The organism is Ornithinicoccus sp. (assembly GCF_057176825.1).
Genome location: NZ_CM169976.1, coordinates 474,463 through 490,689, shown reverse-complemented (window position 1 = coordinate 490,689; position 16,227 = coordinate 474,463). Strand labels below are relative to the sequence as shown.

Below are 16,227 nucleotides of genomic sequence, written 5' to 3'. Positions count from 1 at the left end.
CGTCAGCGTGCGCCGGCGAGCGCGTCCAGGAGCGGCTGGACGCCGTCGACGACCGCGCCGGCGGCCCGCCCGGTCTGCTCCGGGGTCTGCGCAGCCTCGAACTCCCCGACCTCCAGGCCCAGGACCCCCGACGCGGCGATCGTCACCGAGGTGGCGTGCAGTTCGGCCAGCGTGAGCCCACCGGGGACGCGGTAGTCGGTGGGCACGGTGCCCGGCTCGAGCACGTCGCAGTCGATGTGCACGTATGCCGTGCGCCCGCCGAGCGCATCCGCGAGCCTTCCCGCCAGGTCGGGTCCGGGTGGCAGCACGGTGATGCCTGAGCGGTCGATGAGGTCCTGCTCCGGCGGGTCGATGTCCCGGACCCCGACGAGCACGACGTCCTCCAGCCGCAGCCCGGCGCCGAGGCCGGAGTCCCAGAGCCCCAGCGGGCCGGAGAGCGCCAGACCTCCCAGGTATCCCGTGTCGGTCGTGTCGGGGGTGTTGAGGTCGGCGTGCGCGTCGAACCACACGACCGCGGCCCCGGGATGGTGCCGGGCTACGACCGGCAGCGTGGCCAGCGCCACCGCACACCGGCTCAACGCGGTGATCGGTCGTGCGCCGGCAGCCAGCACCTCCGCATACCGGTCCCGCATCGCGGTGAGGGCTGGGCGGGCAACCGCGAGTTCCTCGGCCCAGTCGGTCCCGAGCGCGGGCTCCGGGGCGCCGAGGGCGGTCGGCTCCAGCCCCAGCCGACGCGCGAACTCGGCGGCCAGCGCCGGCGAGCCGAGCATGGCCCGGTCGTTGTGGTCGCCCGCCCGGCCGGCGAAGTGGGAGAGGGCGAGGGCGGCGCGGTCGTCGGACCGCTCGCGGGCCCGGTCGGCGACGTCGGCATCGGTGCAGAACCCGAGGCCGCTCCGTTTCAGGCACAGCAGGCCCAGCAGGTGTCCCGCTCCGTCCACGACCGCGAGGCGTCGGATCCCCCTGGCGAGCATCTGTCGTCGGGTGGGCTCGAGCGCCGCATCGGGCGCCACAGTCCGTCCGGCCAGGCGCCCGGCCTCCGAGGCCGGCGCCGTCGGTGCCCGGCCCGCCAGGTCGTCGCGGAGCACGACGCTGAGCAGCGTGGAGTCGCGGACCACGACGGCAGCGTGGACGTGGTCGTCGGTGAAGAAGCTGACCAGGTCGTCCACCGTCGCCTCCGGGCCATGCACCGCCGGGGAACGGACCATCGCCGCGGCCACCGTGCCGGGCGCGTTCCCACCGGCCATGGCGATCCCTCCTCCGGTCCTCGTCTTGGCGACGCCTCCGACGGTACCTTCCGTGAACCGGGGCAGCCGGAGTTCTTAACCGAACGGTGGTTTCTGTAGAACTTTCGTTGCCCTGCGAGGGGTAGATTCGCCTGTTGCGTCTCGCGCACAAGGGTTTCGAGCGGGGCCGACCAGCCGGCCGATCCACGATCCCCGGGATCCAGCACAAGGAGGTCCAACCTTGGCAGCACTGACGTTCCTGGACCGGGCGCACACGGTGGCGCCCCCGGGATACAGCCGGTGGTTGATCCCGCCGGCTGCCCTGGCCATCCACCTGTGTATCGGTCAGGCCTACGCGACGAGCGTGTACAAGGAGGCGCTGGTCGCCCACTTCGACACGAGCCTGACGGCGATCGGGGCGGTCTTCTCCATCGCCATCGTGATGCTCGGCGTCTCCGCCGCGATCTTCGGCACCTGGGTCGACCGGGTCGGTCCACGGCGCACCATGTTCACCGCCGCCTGCTGCTGGGCCTCCGGCTTCCTCGTCGCGGCGCTCGGGATCGGGACCAATCAGCTGTGGCTCGTCTACCTCGGCTACGGCTTCATCGGCGGGATCGGTCTCGGGCTCGGGTACATCTCGCCGGTCTCCACGCTCATCAAGTGGTTCCCGGACCGTCCGGGCCTGGCGACCGGCATGGCCATCATGGGATTCGGCGGTGGCGCCATGGTGGCGGCGCCGCTCTCCCGCGAACTGCTCTCGCTCTACGGCGGGGACAACCCCGGCGGGGACGCCGTGATGAAGCTCTTCCTCACCCTCGGCGTGGCCTACTTCGTGGTCATGATGCTCGGCGTCTTCACCGTGCGGGTCCCGGCGCCCGACTGGAAGCCGGACGGCTTCGACCCCGCCACCATCCGGGCCAAGCCCATGGTGACCACGGCGAACGTCTCGGCGGCCAACGCCATCAAGACCCCGCAGTTCTGGCTGTTGTGGACGGTGCTGCTGTGCAACGTCACGGCTGGCATCGGCATCCTCGAGCAGGCCGGACCGATGGCGCAGGACTTCTTCCGCAACGGCGGCGGGTCGAGCGTGTCCGTGGCGGCTGCTGCCGGATTCGTCGGGCTGCTGTCGGTGGCCAACATGGGTGGACGATTCGTGTGGTCCTCCACCTCGGACGTCATCGGGCGCAAGCCCACGTATGTCATGTACCTGGGGGGTGGCATCGGGCTCTGCCTGCTGCTGGCCGTGGTCGGCAGCAACTCGACGGCCATCTTCGTGCTGCTCTGTGCCGTGATCATCTCCTTCTACGGGGGAGGGTTCGCCACCGTCCCCGCCTACCTCCGTGACCTGTTCGGCACCTTCCAGGTCGGGGCAATCCACGGCCGGCTGTTGACGGCCTGGTCCACGGCCGGCGTGCTCGGGCCCCTCATCATCAACCGGATCCTGGACTCCCGCGGGACCCCAGGCGAGCTCGTCGCGGCGGACTACCGGCCTGCCCTGTTCATCATGGTCGGGATCCTGGCGGTCGGGTTCGTGGCCAACCTGCTCATCCGGCCGGTCTCCGAGCGCTGGCACGAGAAGTCCGCCGCCCAGGAGATGGTGGAGGCCGCCCGATGATGCCGACCCGGCCACGTCCGACCGCGTGCGAGAGGAACCTGCCATGACCGAAGCCACCAGCCACCCGGCCCAGAGTTACACCGGCCGGCTCGTCGTCAGCTGGACCGTCGTGCTGATCCCCCTGGCGTACGGCCTCTACAACTCGGCCAAGGCGGTCGCCCAGCTGTTCACGGGGTGACCGGCACGGGGATCACCGGGGCCGCAGGGCCTCGCTGAGCGAGGACAGCACGGCCCGGTCCACGGCGTAGTAGGCCCACTTGCCGCGCTGCTCCCTCGTCACCAGCCCGACGGCGACCAGCTGCTTCATGTGGTGCGACACCGTCGGCTGGGAGAGCCCGACCGGTGCCGTCAGGTCGCAGATGCAGGCCTCCCCGTCCGGTTGCGCGGCAATGAGGGAGAGCAGCCGGACCCGCGTCGGGTCACCGAGTGCCTTGAAGGCCGCGGCCAGCCGGTCAGCGGCCTCCGGCTCGAGGGCGCCGCCCGTGACCGGGGCGCAGCAGGCAGCGACAGCATCCAGCAACGGGACTTCGGTTGGCATGGAGCCAGTATGGCAGACGCATTGACAGATATCGATGTATCGACGAGTCTCTATGTGAGACGCCGGTCAGCCCGAGTGGACGGAGCAGGACATGAGTGAGCACCGAGAACTTCGCGAGCGCGTGCGGCAACGGTATGCCGAGGCCGCCGCATCCGTGACCGCTCGTTCCTCGTTGGTTGCCGAGAGTGGCCCGGCCGGCACCTCGGCCGCGTGCTGCGACGGGGAGCCCGAGGCCGGGGCCAGGTTCGGCCGTGCGCTGTACGGGTCGTCGGTGGAACTACCGATGGAGGCCCTCGAATCGAGCCTGGGCTGTGGCAACCCCACCGCCGTGGCGGAGCTCGCTCCCGGCGAGCGGGTGCTCGACCTGGGGTCGGGTGGTGGTCTGGACGCGCTGTTGTCGGCCCGGCGGGTCGGTCCCGACGGCTTCGTCTACGGCGTCGACATGACTGACGAGATGCTCGACCTGGCACGACGCAACGCCGACGAGGCGGGCGCCTCGAACGTGGAGTTCCGCCAGGGCACCATCGAGGCTGTCCCGCTGCCTGACGGGACGATCGACGTGGTCATCTCCAACTGCGTGATCAACCTCTCGGTCGACAAGCCAGCCGTGGTCGCCGAGATGTTCCGGGTGCTCGCGCCGGGTGGGCGGATCGGGATCTCCGACGTGGTGGCCGAGGACCACCTGACGGAGCAGGACCGCGCTGAGCGCGGCTCCTACGTGGGGTGCATCGCCGGCGCCCTGTCGCGGGGGGAGTACCTCGCGGAGTTGGATCGTGCTGGCTTCATCGGTGCCGAGGTCGAGTTCACCCACGAGGTGGCACCGGGCATGCATGCCGCGATCGTGCGGGCCAGCAAGCCGGTGGGTCAGGCATGACCGCCCGTCCGACGGTGCTCTTCGTCTGCGTCCACAACGCCGGGCGCTCGCAGATGGCCGCCGGATTCGTGCGTCACCTGGCGGGCGACCGGGTCACCGTCCTGTCCGGGGGTTCGGAGCCCGCGGACGCGATCAATCAGGTCGCCGTCGAGGCGATGCGCGAGAAGGGGATCGACATCGCGGCCGAGCGACCGAGCGTGCTCACCCCCGATTCGGTGCGGGCCTCCGACGTCGTCGTCACGATGGGCTGCGGGGATGCCTGCCCCTACTACCCCGGGCGCCGCTACGAGGACTGGGAACTGGCGGACCCTGCCGGTCAACCCCTCGAGTTCGTGCGGGTCGTCCGGGACGACATCGAGCAGCGGGTCCGGCGACTGCTCGCCGAGCTCGGGAGGCCTGACGGGCCAGGGGCTTGACGCGGGGAACACATGCTTCATAATCTGAAGTTACACTTCAAAATATGAAGCAAGGAGTCGGCATGATCACCGGAGTCCGCACACTCGCCCTCTACGTCGACGACCCTGAGCGGTCGCGCACCTTCTACGAGAGCACCCTCGGGTTGCCCGTCGCCGGTGACCACGGTGGCCGGGTCGAGCTGGACGTGCACGGCATACGGCTGCTGTTGCATCCCACCGAGACCGACGGGGTCGACCGGGCGCAGGCCCGCCACGGCCGGACGGAGGTCTACTTCACCGTGGCGGATGTCGACGCGACCGTCGCACGGCTGCGGGACGCCGGCACGGAGGTCGTCGAGGAGCCGGCGGACCGCCCGTGGGGGGAGCGCGACGCCGCGGTCCTCGACCCCGACGGCTTCATCGTCCACCTCACCCAGGTGCTCCGGTGACGGACGGCCTCCGTGCCGCCGCGACCCTGCTGGGCCGTCCCTGGACGATGCTCATCGTGCACGCCCTGACCGACGGGCCGTTGCGGTTCACCGACCTCGCGGCCCGGCTGGACGGCATCTCCAGCAACCTGCTGACCGAGCGGTTGAAGACGCTGACCGACCGCGGCGTCGTGGAGCGCACCCCGACCGGCACGGCCTCGAGCTATGGACTGACCCCGCTGGGGCGTGAGCTCGACCCGGTGCTCGACTCGCTGGCCGCCTGGGGCGAGGAACTGCCCTGACGCTCCATGTCGAGAACGTCCGGGTGGTTCCGTCCCAGGGGTGATGACGGCCAGGATGGCGGTCACGGACCAAGGAGAGAATCATGGCCAAGTACCTGTTGCTGAAGCACTACCGCGGCATCCCGGAGCCGCTGCCGGGCACCGACTCGCCGATGGCGGAGTGGACCGAGCAGGAGGTCGCCGACCACATCGCGTTCATGAACAAGGTCGCCGACGAGTTCCGCGAGCGGGGCGAGTTCGTCGACGCCCAGGCGCTGTCACCGGAGGGCACCTTCGTGCGCTACGACGGCGAGGGCAAGCCGCCGGTCACCGACGGTCCCTTCGCCGAGACCAAGGACCTCATCGCCGGGTGGATGGTGATCGACGTCGACTCGGTCGAGCGGGCCCACGAGGCCGCGGCCTACCTGTCCTCGGCGCCCGGCAAGGACGGCAAGCCGATCCACGAGTGGATCGAGGTGCGGCCGTTCCTCACCGAGGCGCCGACCGTCACCGAGTGAGGCGACGCCCGAACAGCCACTGGGCGGTGTGCCGACATGGATGACCTGCTCAAGGACCTGGGCCCCCGGGTGCTGGGCGTCCTCGTCCGTCGCGGAGTCGACTTCGCGGCGGCCGAGGACGCCGTCCAGGAGGCTCTCCTCGAGGCCTTTCGCCGCTGGCCGGACGGGGAGCCGGACGACCCTTTCGGCTGGTTGGTCACCGTCGCGTGGCGCAAGCACCTCGACGTGATCCGCTCCGAGGCCGCCCGCCGGCACCGGGAGTTCCTCGACCACGTCCAGCCCCACCCCGGCCCCGCGGAGCAGCAGGACGACACCCTGCTCCTGCTGTTCCTGTGCTGCCACCCGGCGCTGACCCCCTCGTCCGCCGTCGCCCTGACGCTGCGCGCCGTCGGGGGCCTGACCACCCGGCAGATCGCCTCGGCCTACCTCGTCCCCGAGGCCACGATGGCCCAGCGGATCAGCCGGGCCAAGCGGACGGTCGCGGCGGAGGGCGTCGCGGAGCCGGGCGATCTCGGGCGGGTGCTGCGGGTGCTCTACCTGATCTTCAACGAGGGGTACGGCGGCGACGTCGACCTGGCCGCCGAGGCGATCCGGCTGACCCGCCAGTTGGCGGACGGCACCGACGAGCCCGAGGTCGGGGGTCTGCTGGCGCTGATGCTGCTGCACCACGCCCGCCGCGCCTCGCGCTTCACGGACGACGGTGCCCTCGTGACACTGGCCGAGCAGGACCGCCCGCTGTGGGACACCCGCCTCATCGCGGACGGCGTGGCCGTCCTCCAGCGCGCCCTGGCCCGGGACCGGCTGGGGGAGTTCCAGTGCCAGGCGGCGATCGCGGCCCTGCACGCCGACGCCCCGACCGCCGGGGAGACCGACTGGCCCCAGGTCCTGGAGTGGTATGACGAGCTGACCGCCCTCACCGACAGTCCCGTCGTGGCTCTCAACCGGGTCGTCGCGCTCGCCCAGGTGGACGGCCCGCAGGTCGGGTTGCGGGCGCTCGAGACGGTGCCGGGCGACGTGCCGCGGCGGACCGCGGTCGCGGCCTACCTGCACGAGAGGGCGGGGGATCTGCCGGTCGCCCGGCAGCTGTATGCCGAGGCCTCCCGCGAGGCCGCCAGCACCGCCGAGCGGGATCACCTCGCGCGGCAGGCCGCGCGACTGCGCGACGCGTGAGTCGCCCGCGGGGTGCGGAAAAGCGGGGGCACCGCCGGCCCGGCCTGGGTAGGGTCCGCGGATGATCACTGACGAGGACCTGGTCCGGGAGGGCGCGGCGCTGGACGACAGGTTCGGGGCCGAGCGCGCCGCCGCCTTCGGTCAGGCCCTGCCGGCGATCGTCGCGGACCTGACAGCGCGGTGGGGACTGCGCCGGGGCACCCTGTATGAGTCCGGGGCGACGTCGGTCGTGCTGGCTGTCGAGACCGCAGCCGGGGAGCCGGCGGTCCTCAAGGTGAGTCCGGACGCGGCGTTCCTGGCGCGCCAGGTCGGCATGCTGCGTCACCTCGCACCGACCGGCCGTGTCCCCGCCGTCCTCGAGGAGGACCCGGTCGCTGGCGCGGTCCTGCTCGAGCGGATCGTCCCCGGCGACACCCTGGACAGCACGCGCGGCTCCCCGCCCACTCCCGAGACCTGGGCGGCGCTGCTGCGCGACCTGCACGGCACGACCTCGTCCGGCGTGGACGACGTGCTCGCCGACCGGTGCGAGGAGATGGTGGAGCGGATCGGTGAGCGGCAGTCCCGGCCGGGGGTGCGCGTCCACGTGCCCGACGCGCTCTGGCGGCAAGCCGTCGCGGACTGCCGGGAGTTGCTGCGCGACGACCATGAGGATGCCGTGATCCACGGGGACCTGCACCTCGGCAACGTGCTGCGCGGGGATCGCGGGCTCGTCGTCATCGACCCCAAGCTCTGCGTGGGGGATCGGTGCTTCGACATGGTCGACTTCGTGGTCGCCGACGGGGGTCCCCGGCAGATGGTGGGACGGGCCCGTCAGCTCGCTGCGCTCGTCGGCATGGACCTGGACCGGCTGCTCGCCTGGAGTCGGGTGAATGCGGTGGTCTCCGCCGTCTCGCTGATCACCTGGCACGGGCTGAGCGAGCGGACCGAGGCACTGCTCGCGTTCGCGCGAACGCCTTACTAAGATGGCTCTAGTAAGGAATGTCGCCCGCGATGTGAGGATGCCATGTCCACTGCGAGGATGACCAGCAAGGGTCAGGTCACGGTGCCCAAGGACGTGCGGGACGAGCTCGGCCTGGAGGCCGGGTCGCAGGTGATGTTCGTCAGGCTGGGCGCGGGGCACTACCGGTTCGTGGCACAGACGGGTGCGATCGCCGACCTGGCTGGCGTGCTGCACCGTCCCGGGCAGCGGGCACGGGGGCTCGAGGAGATGGACGAGGGCATCGCAGAGGGGGCTGCTGCCGCCGGGCGGCTGGATCCGGGCCGAGCCTGAGCGTGATCGGGCTCGACACCAGCGTGCTCGTCCGCTACCTCGTGCGCGATGACGAGCGTCAGTTCGCCGCTGCGACACGCGTGATGTCGCAGTTGAGTCAGGGGGCTCCCGGATTCGTGACGCAGGTGACCCTCGTCGAGCTCTACTGGGTTCTCTCCCGGACCTATGCGTACCCGCGGGAGACCTGTCTGAGCGCGATGTCCCACCTGGTCGCCAGCAGCGTCCTCGAGTTCGAGGACGGTGAGGGGGTCGTGCAGGCGCTGACCGCCGCGGAGTCCGGCGCCGACTTCGCCGATGCCCTGATCGCGTCCTCGATGGAGCTGTTCGGCGTGGGCGAGACCGTGACGTTCGACCGTCGCGCGGCCCGGGACCTGGGGTGGCGCCTGCTGGCGGCGGAGTGATCCGGGTCAGCCCCGGGAGCAGGCCCCCGTGAGACAGGCGTCCTCGGCCGTGAGGTCCGGAGTCGTGGCGGCGATCCAGTCGGGCAGGCTCCAGGCGCCGTCGGCGGCCCGGGTCGCGACCGACTTCAGCCACCCGACCTCCGCACCGGCGGTCTCGGAGAAGGTCGTGTCCGGCACGCCCAGGGCACGCTGCGCCGCGGTGTCGAGCACCATGTCGACCGTCCAGGGGAGGCGGCCGACCGACTCCGGGCAGCCGCAGCCCCCGACGTCCACGAGGTTCAGTGAGCCACCAGCCAGCGCGGCCACCTCCTGCACCAGCTCACGGGCGGGGCGGGGATCGCTGTCGGTGACGTTGAGCGCCCGCGCCGCGGGCTGCTGCGCAGCCGCCCACACGGCTCGTGCGATCGCCTCGGTCGAGGTCGTCGACTCCACCACGTCACCACGCCGGACCGGCATCCGGTCGCGTCCCGCCAGCACCCGGAGGACGACGCCCCACAGCCGCGACTGCCGCACCGACGCGCCGTGGACCTTACTCGGGCGCAGGATCGAGACCCGCTGCCCGTCCGCCCGCAGCACCCGCTCGGCCTCGGCCTTGTTCGCGCCGTATCCCTCGGCCGAGGCGTACGGCTCGCCGTGGAACTCCATCGTGGGCTGGTCCTCCCGGACCGGTCCGTCCCAGACCGCCGGCTCCGGTGAGTTGAGATGCCGTCCCCGGCTGTCGACATACACCGCCTTGGCGGACAGCATCACGGTGGAGCCGCAGGCTCGGGACCAGCGGGCCAGCGAACGGGCGTGCTCGGGGGTGTAGCACTGTCCGTCCACGAGCAGGTCGACCCCGCCCCCGACGAGTGACTCGGTCGCGCCCTCGTCGTTCCGGTCCGCGGCGGCGACAGCAATGCCGAGATCTGCCCAGCCCGGGGGAGCGGCGGCGGGATTCCGGGCGGTCACCGTGACCCGCCAGCCCTGCCCGGCGAGGTGCTCGGCAGCGCGGCTCAGGGTGCCGGTGCCGCCGAGAAGAAGTGCTCGCGGGGACATGAGTCGATCCTGGCAGAGGGTCTCGACTAGCCTGTCCCCAGCGTCGCGTGCCGGTGACAGACCGTGTCAGGCATGGAGGCGCCGGATACGAAGGAGGACGACGATGATGACGTCGACCCCTTCGCCCTCACGTGACTGAGGGCGAGCAGACCAGGCTGGTCGCCTGGAGTCGAGAGTTGCGAGCCGTGCACGAACGGCTGCGCGGAGCACTGGAACTCACCATGGACGCCGTGGCCGACGGCGCGGCCGTGGAGCGCGCGAGCCGGGATCTGCTCCTGTACTGCCACGGCTTCTGCGCCGCGCTGACCGGGCACCACGAGGGCGAGGACCGCACCCTGTTCCCCGCGATCGCGGCGGCGCACCCGGAGCTGCGGGACACGTTGCGCTCCCTGGAGCGGGACCACTCGATGATCAACCACCTGCTCGGGGGTCTGCAGGCCGCGGTCGACCGGTCGGCCACTCCGGCCGAGTTGGCGCGCCACCTGGAGGGGATCTCGGCGATCATGGAGTCCCACTTCCGCTACGAGGAGCGCCAGCTGCTCTCGGTGCTGGACTCGTTGGCGCTCGATGCGGATCCGGCCGCGGTGCTGGGACCCCTGTGACGCGGGTTCAGGCCGTCACGGCAGCACGGCCACGGCCTCCACCTCGGTCAGCAGGTCGGGCTCGCCCAGAGCCGACACCCCCAGGAGGGTGATCGGACGCACCAGGTCCAGACCGAGGCGCTGGGCGGCGCGGGTGGCCCCCTCGCCGAGCTGCGCGAGCTTGGCCGGCTCCCAGTCCACGACATAGATCGTGAGCTTGGCGATGTCGGCGAACGAGCCGCCCGCCGCCGTGACGGCGGCGTTGACATTGACGTAGGCCTGCTCGGTCTGCGCCGCGAGGTCCCCGGGGCCGACCGGCTGCCCGGCGGCGTCGCGGGCCACCTGGCCGGAGACGAAGACCATGCGGGAGCCCTGTGCGACGGACAGTTGGGCGTAGACGTCGGGCTGGGGGAGGTCGGGTGGGTTGATGAGTTCGACGGACATGACGTGCCTCCTTGGGATTCGATAACAGTGCTATTGAATAGCAGTGCTATAGAATCGTCAAGTGGTCCGCCCCGCCCGCCCCGAGGTCCGTGCGCTGCTCATCGAGCGCACGGCCGCCAAATTGGCGCGGCGCGAGCAGGTCAGCCTGCGCAGCGTCGTCGCCGGGACCGGTCTGTCGACGATGGCGGTCTACACCTACTTCGACGGCATGCCGGGCCTGCTCGGCGCGGTGCGCCAGGAAGGGTTCCACCGGCTCACCGCCCGGCTGGCCGCGGTGACGGCCACCGCCGACCCGGTGAGCGACGTGGCTGCGGCGGGCTCCGCGTACGCCGCCACGGCCGCGCAGTCCCCGGACCTGTATGCCGTGATGTTCGACGGCAGCCTGCCGTTGCCCGATCCGGACGGCGCGGACGCCAGCCTGCAGCACCTGGTCGAGGCCGTCGCCCGGGCTGTCGGTGACGGTGGGCTGGACCCGGAGGTGGATGCCGGGACCCTTGCTCACGAGGTGTGGCTGCTCGGCCACGGCGGCTGCATGCTGATGGTGACCGGCGTGCTGTCCCTCGAGCAGGTCGAGCCGGTGATGGTCTCGGGGCTCGAGCGGCTGCTGGTGTCGGCGGGCGGCGACCCGGCGTCGGTATCCCGGTCGGTGGCGGACGGCTGGGCGAGGGGCCGCTGAGGACCGGAGGGATCGACTGATCATTCACTCTTTCCTGAATTCACAAAACGCTGTAGCGTCGACCTCATGGACCAGACCGTCACCCTGACGCACACGGCCGCCGTCGCCCGGCTCGGCCATGCTCTCTCCGACGAGACCCGCGCCCGGGTGCTGCTCGCGCTCCGGGACGGCTCGGCATACCCCTCCGACCTCGCCGAGGCCCTGGGAGTCTCCCGCCAGGTGATGTCCAACCAGCTGGCCTGCCTGCGTGGCTGCGGGCTGGTGGAGGCGGTGCCGGAGGGTCGGCGCAGCCTCTACCGGCTGACCGATCCGCACCTGGCACCCGCGCTCTCGGACCTCGTGCAACTGGTGGTGACGGTGGACCCGACGTGCTGTGCTCCCGAGGGGTGCACCTGCGCATGACCTCGGTGCCGCTGTCGACCCCGACGGCCCCCGCCCGGCGCCGCGTGCTGGAGCGCCGCGTCCGGTGGATCGTGGCCGCCACGATCAGCTACAACATCGTGGAGGCGGCCGTGGCGATCACCGCGGGCCGGATCGCCTCGTCATCGGCGCTCGTCGGCTTCGGTCTGGACTCCCTGGTCGAGGTGCTCTCGGCCGCGGCCGTCGCCTGGCAGTTCGCCGCCCCGGAGCCGCACCGTCGGGAGCGCGCGGCGATGCGGCTCATCGCCGTCTCCTTCCTCGGGTTGGCCCTGTTCGTGACCGTCGACGCCGTGCGGTCGTTGCTGGGCGGGGCCGAGGCGCACCACTCCACCGTCGGCATCGTGCTGGCCGCGGTGAGCGTGGTCGTGATGCCCTTCCTGTCCTGGTTTGAGCGGCGCACCGGGCGCGAGCTCGGGTCGGCCAGCGCCGTCGCCGACTCCAAACAGACGCTGCTGTGCACCTACCTGTCCGCCGTGCTGCTGGTAGGGCTCGTCCTGAACTCGACGCTGGGGTGGTCGTGGGCCGATCCGGTCGCGGCGCTGGTCATCGCGGGCGTCGCCGTCCGGGAGGGACTGGCCGCCTGGCGGGGAGACACCTGCTGCTAGCCCGTGTCAGAGGCGGCCGGCGTCGATAACTCTGCGGAGGAACTCCTGGGTGCGGGGCTGGGTGGGCTCACCGAGCACCCGGGCCGGAGGTCCCTCCTCACAGACCACGCCCTGGTCCAGGAACACCACATGGTCGGCGACCTGCTTGGCGAAGCCCATCTCGTGGGTGGCCATCAGGATCGTCGCGCCGCCCGCGGCCAGCTCGCGGACCAGGCCGAGCACTTCCCCGACCAGCTCGGGGTCCAGCGCCGAGGTGATCTCATCGAGCAGCAGCACCCGCGGCTCGACGGCGATGGCCCGCGCGATCGCGGCCCGCTGCTGCTGCCCGCCGGAGAGCCGGTCCGGATAGGCGTTCGCCTTGTCCGCCGAGACCCACCCTGGCCAGCAGCGCCTCGGCCTTCTGGCGGGCCTCCTTCGCGGGCACCCCGTGAACGACACGGGGCGCCAGGGTGACGTTGTCCAGCACCGTCATGTGAGGGAACAGGTTGTAGGCCTGGAACACCACGCCGAACCGGGCCCGCACCGAGTCCGCGTGGACCCGCGGGTCGCTGATGTCCTGGCCGTCCAGCAGGATCTGGCCGTCGCTGATCGGCTCCAGCACTCCGGCGCAGCGCAGCAGCGTCGACTTGCCGGAGCCGGACGACCCGATCAGGGTCACCACCTCGTGCTCGGCCACGGTCAGGTCGATGCCGCCGAGCACCACGGTGTCGTCGTAGGCCTTGACCAGGCCCCGGACGTCCAGCACCACCTCCTCGCGGCGTCGTGGACCCGGCGGCAGGTCGAGGAGGTGTCCCGCGGCAGGGCCCACGGCATACGCCCTCGCCGGCGACCTGCGCCACCGATCACAGCGCGGCCCCGCTCTGCTCGCGGCGCGCGGCCCGTGCCGTCGCCCAGTCGGCCAGCCGGGCGGTGGGCACCGACAGCAACACGAAGAGGAGGGCGGCCACGACATACGGCGTGAAGTTGAAGCTGCTCTGCGAGGCGATCTGCGCGGCGCGCACCGCATCGAGCGGCCCGAGCAGCGAGATCAGGCCCACGTCCTTCTGCATCGCCACGAAGTCGTTGAGCAGCGGCGGGGTGACCCGGCGCACCGCCTGCGGCAGCACGACGAGCCGCATCGACTGGCCGTAGCTCAGGCCGAGGGACCGGGCGCCGAGCCGCTGGCTGGGGTGGACGCTGTCGATCCCCGCGCGGAACACCTCGGAGACGTAGGCCGAGTAGGTCAGCACCAGTGCGACGGTGCCCAGGATCGACCGGGTCGATCCGCGCGTCGGTGAACCGCAGCGCCGGCACCCCGAAGCCGATGAGGTAGAGCAGCACGATCAGCGGCATCCCGCGGAACAGGTCGACGTAGCCGGTCGCCAGCAGCCGCAGCGGCAGGAAGACCGGCCCCCGCAGGGTGCGCAGCACCGCGATGAGCAGGGCCAGCACCAGGGTAGAAATGGCCGCGACCACGAGCACCCGGACGTTCAGCCAGAGCCCCTCGAGGATCTTGGGCAGGGACTCCCAGGCGACCTCGGGGTTGAGGAAGGTCTGCTGGGTCCGCGGCCAGCCCGGGGCGTTGGTGACGGCGAGGTAGAGCACCGACCGCGAAGACCAGGGTGCTGACCAGCGCGGTCAGCGTCGACCGGCGGGAGCGACCGGCCCGCAGCCGGCGGCGGGACAGCTCCAGCGGGGTCGGTCTGCGGCAGGCTCACTGCAGCTCGGGGGCCCCTGCGACGTCGGCGAGCCACTCGGCCGCCAGGTCCTCCAGGGTCCCGTCCTCCCGCAGCGCGTCCACCGCCTGCGTCGCGCAGTCGGTGACCGGGCTGTCGAGATCGAGCACGAAGCCGAGCTGCTCGACGTCGCCGGTCAGCGGCAGCTGTCCGACGATGACGCCACCCTCGATCTCGACGGCGGTCAGGTAGAAGGCGGTCGGCAGGTCGACCACGATCGCGTCGACCTGGTCGTTGTCGAGGGCGAGCTTGGCCTCCTCGTTGCTGTTGTAGATCGTGCGGCTCGCTGCTCGGGGCGACGAACTCCTCGATGGAGGCCAGGCTCGTGGTGCCCACCTGGGCCCCGAGCAGGACTGTCCTGCAGGTCGGCCAGGCTCGTCGCGTCGGCGGCGGGCGACCCCTCCTTGGAGACGACGGCCTGGCGCACGTCGTAGTAGCGCGGTGGTGAAGTCCACCGCCTGCCGGCGCTCGTCGGTGATCGAGAACTGGTTGATCGCCAGGTCGAAGTTCTTCGGGCCGGGCGCGATCGTCGCCTCGAACGGGTTGCGCACCCAGGTGACGTCGGCCGCGTCGTAGCCGAGCTGCTCGGCCAGCGCGTACGCGACCGCGGACTCAAAGCCCTCACCGTTGGCGGGGTCGTCGTCGACCATCCACGGCTCGAAGGCCGGCTCCGAGGTGCTCAGCGTCAACGTCCCGGCGGTCACGGTCTCCAGGGCGTCGGGCGTGCACGCCCCGGCCGCGTCGTCGCCGGACTCCTCGTCGCCTCCTGCGCCGTCTCCGGCCTCGTCATCGGTGGCCGCGTCGTCGCCGGCGCCATCCGCCTCGGCAGCGGTGTCGTCGCCCGTCGGGTCCTCCTCACCCCCGCACGCGGAGAGCAGGACGGCGGCGGCCGCGAAGCTGGCGAGGACGGAGAGTCGGGTGCGGGACATGTGGTGCTCCAGGGGGTGCGGAGGGTATGCCGTCCGGTCCGGTCGGTCGGGTGCGCACAGCGTATCGGCAGGCACGCCTACCCTGGAGCCGTGTCCGCCCCCGAAGCGGAGCTGGTGCTCCGGTCCGACGACCCGCGGTGCCGCCAGGTCGAGGCGGACGGGTGGGAGGTCGTCGCCACGTCCTGGGGCGCCCGGCTGGAGCTGGACCCCGCGGACCCGGAGGCTCTGGCGCGGTTGGGCCGGCTGGCCACGCCCGCCACCGACCAGAGCTACCTGGTGCGCGAGGCGGTGCGTGACGACATACCGCAGATGTTGGGCCTGGACGCGCGGACCGCCGCCGACTACCCCGGGGGAGTGGCGACGCACCACGAGCCGCTCGACGCCGAGGCTGCCCATGCCCTGCTCGAGCGCGGCCGTGCCTGGGGGGTCTGGTATGCCGAGGAGCTGGTCGCGCTCACCGTCGCCTTCGTCGTGGGGGACCTGGTGGAGACGGACTTCACGGCGGTGCACCCCGACCACCGTGGGCGGGGGCTGGCCACGGCGGTGAAGGCGACCTCGGTCCTGGCCTATGCCGAGCAGGGCCGGGCCCTGTTCGGCACCGGCGGCGCGGACAGCAACCTGGCGAGCCTGGCCATGAACCGTGCGGTCGGCTACCGGATCACCGAGACCTGGCACACCTACCGGCGACCGGCGGCGGACCTCGCCGTGCGCGGGCGGGTCACCGACGAGGAGCTCAACGGCCTGCACGCGGCGGCCTTCGGGCACGAGCCGACCTCCGTGCCGTGGAACGACCGGCTCGGTGGCCACAGCCTGACCTGGGTGACGGCCCGCGTCCCGGGCGACGGGACCCTCGTCGGGTTCGTCAACGTGGTCGGTGACGGGGGTGCGCACGCGATCCTGCTGGACACGATGGTGCACCCCGACCTGCAGGGCCGGGGCGTCGGGCGATCCCTGGTGCGGTCGGCGGCGCGGGAGGGGCAGCGGCTCGGGTGCCACTGGCTGCACGCCGACTACGAGGAAGGAGCCGCGGCGTTCTACGAGCGCTCGTGCGGCCTGGTGCCGACCCGCGCGGGGCTACTGCGGCTGCAGCCCTGACGGCGTGCTCGATC

At 71.8% G+C, this 16,227-nt stretch carries 21 protein-coding genes and 3 pseudogenes; 16 read left to right on the top strand and 8 right to left on the bottom strand.

Translation table 11 applies throughout. The features are described from left to right. Positions 1–2 precede the first annotated feature (2 nt). Positions 3–1,244, bottom strand: a complete 1,242-nt coding sequence (locus AC1QRC_RS02620; RefSeq protein WP_484205299.1) for an arginase family protein — start codon at positions 1,242–1,244, stop codon at positions 3–5. A 229-nt stretch (positions 1,245–1,473) separates the two neighbouring features. On the opposite strand from AC1QRC_RS02620, the gene AC1QRC_RS02615 reads away from it, so the two are divergent. Next, on the top strand, positions 1,474–2,838 hold the full coding sequence (locus AC1QRC_RS02615) for an OFA family MFS transporter (protein ID WP_484206559.1): 1,365 nt from the start codon (positions 1,474–1,476) through the stop codon (positions 2,836–2,838). A 43-nt stretch (positions 2,839–2,881) separates the two neighbouring features. Continuing rightward, a complete protein-coding gene (locus AC1QRC_RS02610; protein ID WP_484205298.1) occupies positions 2,882–3,016 on the top strand; it encodes an MFS transporter small subunit in 135 nt (44 codons plus the stop codon). A 12-nt stretch (positions 3,017–3,028) separates the two neighbouring features. Here the strand turns inward: AC1QRC_RS02610 and AC1QRC_RS02605 are convergent, their stop codons facing one another. Further along, entirely contained in the window at positions 3,029–3,376 is a 348-nt protein-coding gene (locus tag AC1QRC_RS02605; RefSeq protein WP_484205297.1) for an ArsR/SmtB family transcription factor, read from the bottom strand. A 91-nt stretch (positions 3,377–3,467) separates the two neighbouring features. Between AC1QRC_RS02605 and arsM the strand changes: the two genes are divergently transcribed. From arsM to AC1QRC_RS02560, 9 genes are all read left to right on the top strand, one after another. Next, positions 3,468–4,250, top strand: coding sequence for an arsenite methyltransferase (arsM, locus tag AC1QRC_RS02600; protein ID WP_484205296.1), 783 nt, complete (start codon positions 3,468–3,470; stop codon positions 4,248–4,250). Further along, positions 4,247–4,666 (top strand): arsenate reductase ArsC, encoded by a 420-nt coding sequence (locus AC1QRC_RS02595; RefSeq protein ID WP_484205295.1) that lies wholly within the window; start codon positions 4,247–4,249, stop codon positions 4,664–4,666. Before arsM ends, AC1QRC_RS02595 begins: the two co-directional genes overlap by 4 nt. Before the next feature lie 62 nt (positions 4,667–4,728). Beyond that, positions 4,729–5,094: a VOC family protein gene (locus tag AC1QRC_RS02590; RefSeq protein ID WP_484205294.1), complete on the top strand. Its 366-nt coding sequence runs from the start codon at positions 4,729–4,731 to the stop codon at positions 5,092–5,094. Further along, positions 5,091–5,375 carry a winged helix-turn-helix transcriptional regulator gene (locus AC1QRC_RS02585; protein WP_484205293.1) on the top strand — a complete coding sequence of 95 codons (285 nt, stop codon included), beginning with the start codon at positions 5,091–5,093 and terminating at the stop codon, positions 5,373–5,375. Before AC1QRC_RS02590 ends, AC1QRC_RS02585 begins: the two co-directional genes overlap by 4 nt. Positions 5,376–5,458: 83 nt before the next feature. Beyond that, positions 5,459–5,872 (top strand): YciI family protein, encoded by a 414-nt coding sequence (locus AC1QRC_RS02580; RefSeq protein ID WP_484205292.1) that lies wholly within the window; start codon positions 5,459–5,461, stop codon positions 5,870–5,872. A gap of 36 nt (positions 5,873–5,908) precedes the next feature. Then, positions 5,909–7,042 carry an RNA polymerase sigma factor gene (locus AC1QRC_RS02575; protein WP_484205291.1) on the top strand — a complete coding sequence of 378 codons (1,134 nt, stop codon included), beginning with the start codon at positions 5,909–5,911 and terminating at the stop codon, positions 7,040–7,042. A gap of 61 nt (positions 7,043–7,103) precedes the next feature. Then, the gene (locus tag AC1QRC_RS02570) at positions 7,104–8,003 is read left to right on the top strand and encodes an aminoglycoside phosphotransferase family protein (protein ID WP_484205290.1); all 900 of its coding nucleotides are present in this window, start codon (positions 7,104–7,106) and stop codon (positions 8,001–8,003) included. A 57-nt stretch (positions 8,004–8,060) separates the two neighbouring features. Further along, entirely contained in the window at positions 8,061–8,312 is a 252-nt protein-coding gene (locus AC1QRC_RS02565; RefSeq protein WP_484205289.1) for an AbrB/MazE/SpoVT family DNA-binding domain-containing protein, read from the top strand. Between the two features lie 2 nt (positions 8,313–8,314). Then, positions 8,315–8,713: a PIN domain-containing protein gene (locus AC1QRC_RS02560; protein ID WP_484205288.1), complete on the top strand. Its 399-nt coding sequence runs from the start codon at positions 8,315–8,317 to the stop codon at positions 8,711–8,713. 6 nt (positions 8,714–8,719) lie between these two features. Here AC1QRC_RS02560 and AC1QRC_RS02555 read toward each other — a convergent pair whose 3' ends face one another. After that, entirely contained in the window at positions 8,720–9,748 is a 1,029-nt protein-coding gene (locus AC1QRC_RS02555) for an NAD-dependent epimerase/dehydratase family protein (protein ID WP_484205287.1), read from the bottom strand. A 131-nt stretch (positions 9,749–9,879) separates the two neighbouring features. On the opposite strand from AC1QRC_RS02555, the gene AC1QRC_RS02550 reads away from it, so the two are divergent. Further along, positions 9,880–10,350, top strand: coding sequence for a hemerythrin domain-containing protein (locus AC1QRC_RS02550; RefSeq protein ID WP_484205286.1), 471 nt, complete (start codon positions 9,880–9,882; stop codon positions 10,348–10,350). Between the two features lie 15 nt (positions 10,351–10,365). On the opposite strand, the gene AC1QRC_RS02545 is transcribed toward AC1QRC_RS02550, so the two are convergent. Further along, positions 10,366–10,773: a RidA family protein gene (locus tag AC1QRC_RS02545; protein ID WP_484205285.1), complete on the bottom strand. Its 408-nt coding sequence runs from the start codon at positions 10,771–10,773 to the stop codon at positions 10,366–10,368. A gap of 61 nt (positions 10,774–10,834) precedes the next feature. Between AC1QRC_RS02545 and AC1QRC_RS02540 the strand changes: the two genes are divergently transcribed. The 3 genes and pseudogenes from AC1QRC_RS02540 to AC1QRC_RS02530 all read left to right on the top strand — a co-directional run. Continuing rightward, complete coding sequence (locus AC1QRC_RS02540) at positions 10,835–11,449, top strand: TetR/AcrR family transcriptional regulator (protein WP_484205284.1); 615 nt, start codon at positions 10,835–10,837, stop codon at positions 11,447–11,449. A 66-nt stretch (positions 11,450–11,515) separates the two neighbouring features. After that, the gene (locus AC1QRC_RS02535; RefSeq protein ID WP_484205283.1) at positions 11,516–11,851 is read left to right on the top strand and encodes an ArsR/SmtB family transcription factor; all 336 of its coding nucleotides are present in this window, start codon (positions 11,516–11,518) and stop codon (positions 11,849–11,851) included. Next, positions 11,848–12,471 (top strand): annotated as a pseudogene (locus AC1QRC_RS02530) (cation efflux transmembrane domain-containing protein); the annotation flags it as partial. The gene AC1QRC_RS02535 and the pseudogene AC1QRC_RS02530, both read left to right, overlap by 4 nt. A gap of 9 nt (positions 12,472–12,480) precedes the next feature. Here the strand turns inward: AC1QRC_RS02530 and AC1QRC_RS02525 are convergent. The 4 genes and pseudogenes from AC1QRC_RS02525 to AC1QRC_RS02510 all read right to left on the bottom strand — a co-directional run bounded on the left by AC1QRC_RS02525 (position 12,481) and on the right by AC1QRC_RS02510 (position 15,118). Then, positions 12,481–13,222: pseudogene (locus AC1QRC_RS02525) on the bottom strand (amino acid ABC transporter ATP-binding protein). A 94-nt stretch (positions 13,223–13,316) separates the two neighbouring features. Further along, positions 13,317–13,703 carry an ABC transporter permease subunit gene (locus tag AC1QRC_RS02520; RefSeq protein WP_484205282.1) on the bottom strand — a complete coding sequence of 129 codons (387 nt, stop codon included), beginning with the start codon at positions 13,701–13,703 and terminating at the stop codon, positions 13,317–13,319. 112 nt (positions 13,704–13,815) lie between these two features. Next, positions 13,816–13,929: pseudogene (locus AC1QRC_RS02515) on the bottom strand (amino acid ABC transporter permease); the annotation flags it as partial. Positions 13,930–14,167: 238 nt separating this feature from the next. After that, positions 14,168–15,118, bottom strand: coding sequence for a transporter substrate-binding domain-containing protein (locus AC1QRC_RS02510; RefSeq protein WP_484205281.1), 951 nt, complete (start codon positions 15,116–15,118; stop codon positions 14,168–14,170). Positions 15,119–15,208: 90 nt separating this feature from the next. On the opposite strand from AC1QRC_RS02510, the gene AC1QRC_RS02505 reads away from it, so the two are divergent. After that, on the top strand, positions 15,209–16,213 hold the full coding sequence (locus AC1QRC_RS02505; RefSeq protein WP_484205280.1) for a GNAT family N-acetyltransferase: 1,005 nt from the start codon (positions 15,209–15,211) through the stop codon (positions 16,211–16,213). Positions 16,214–16,227 lie beyond the last annotated feature (14 nt).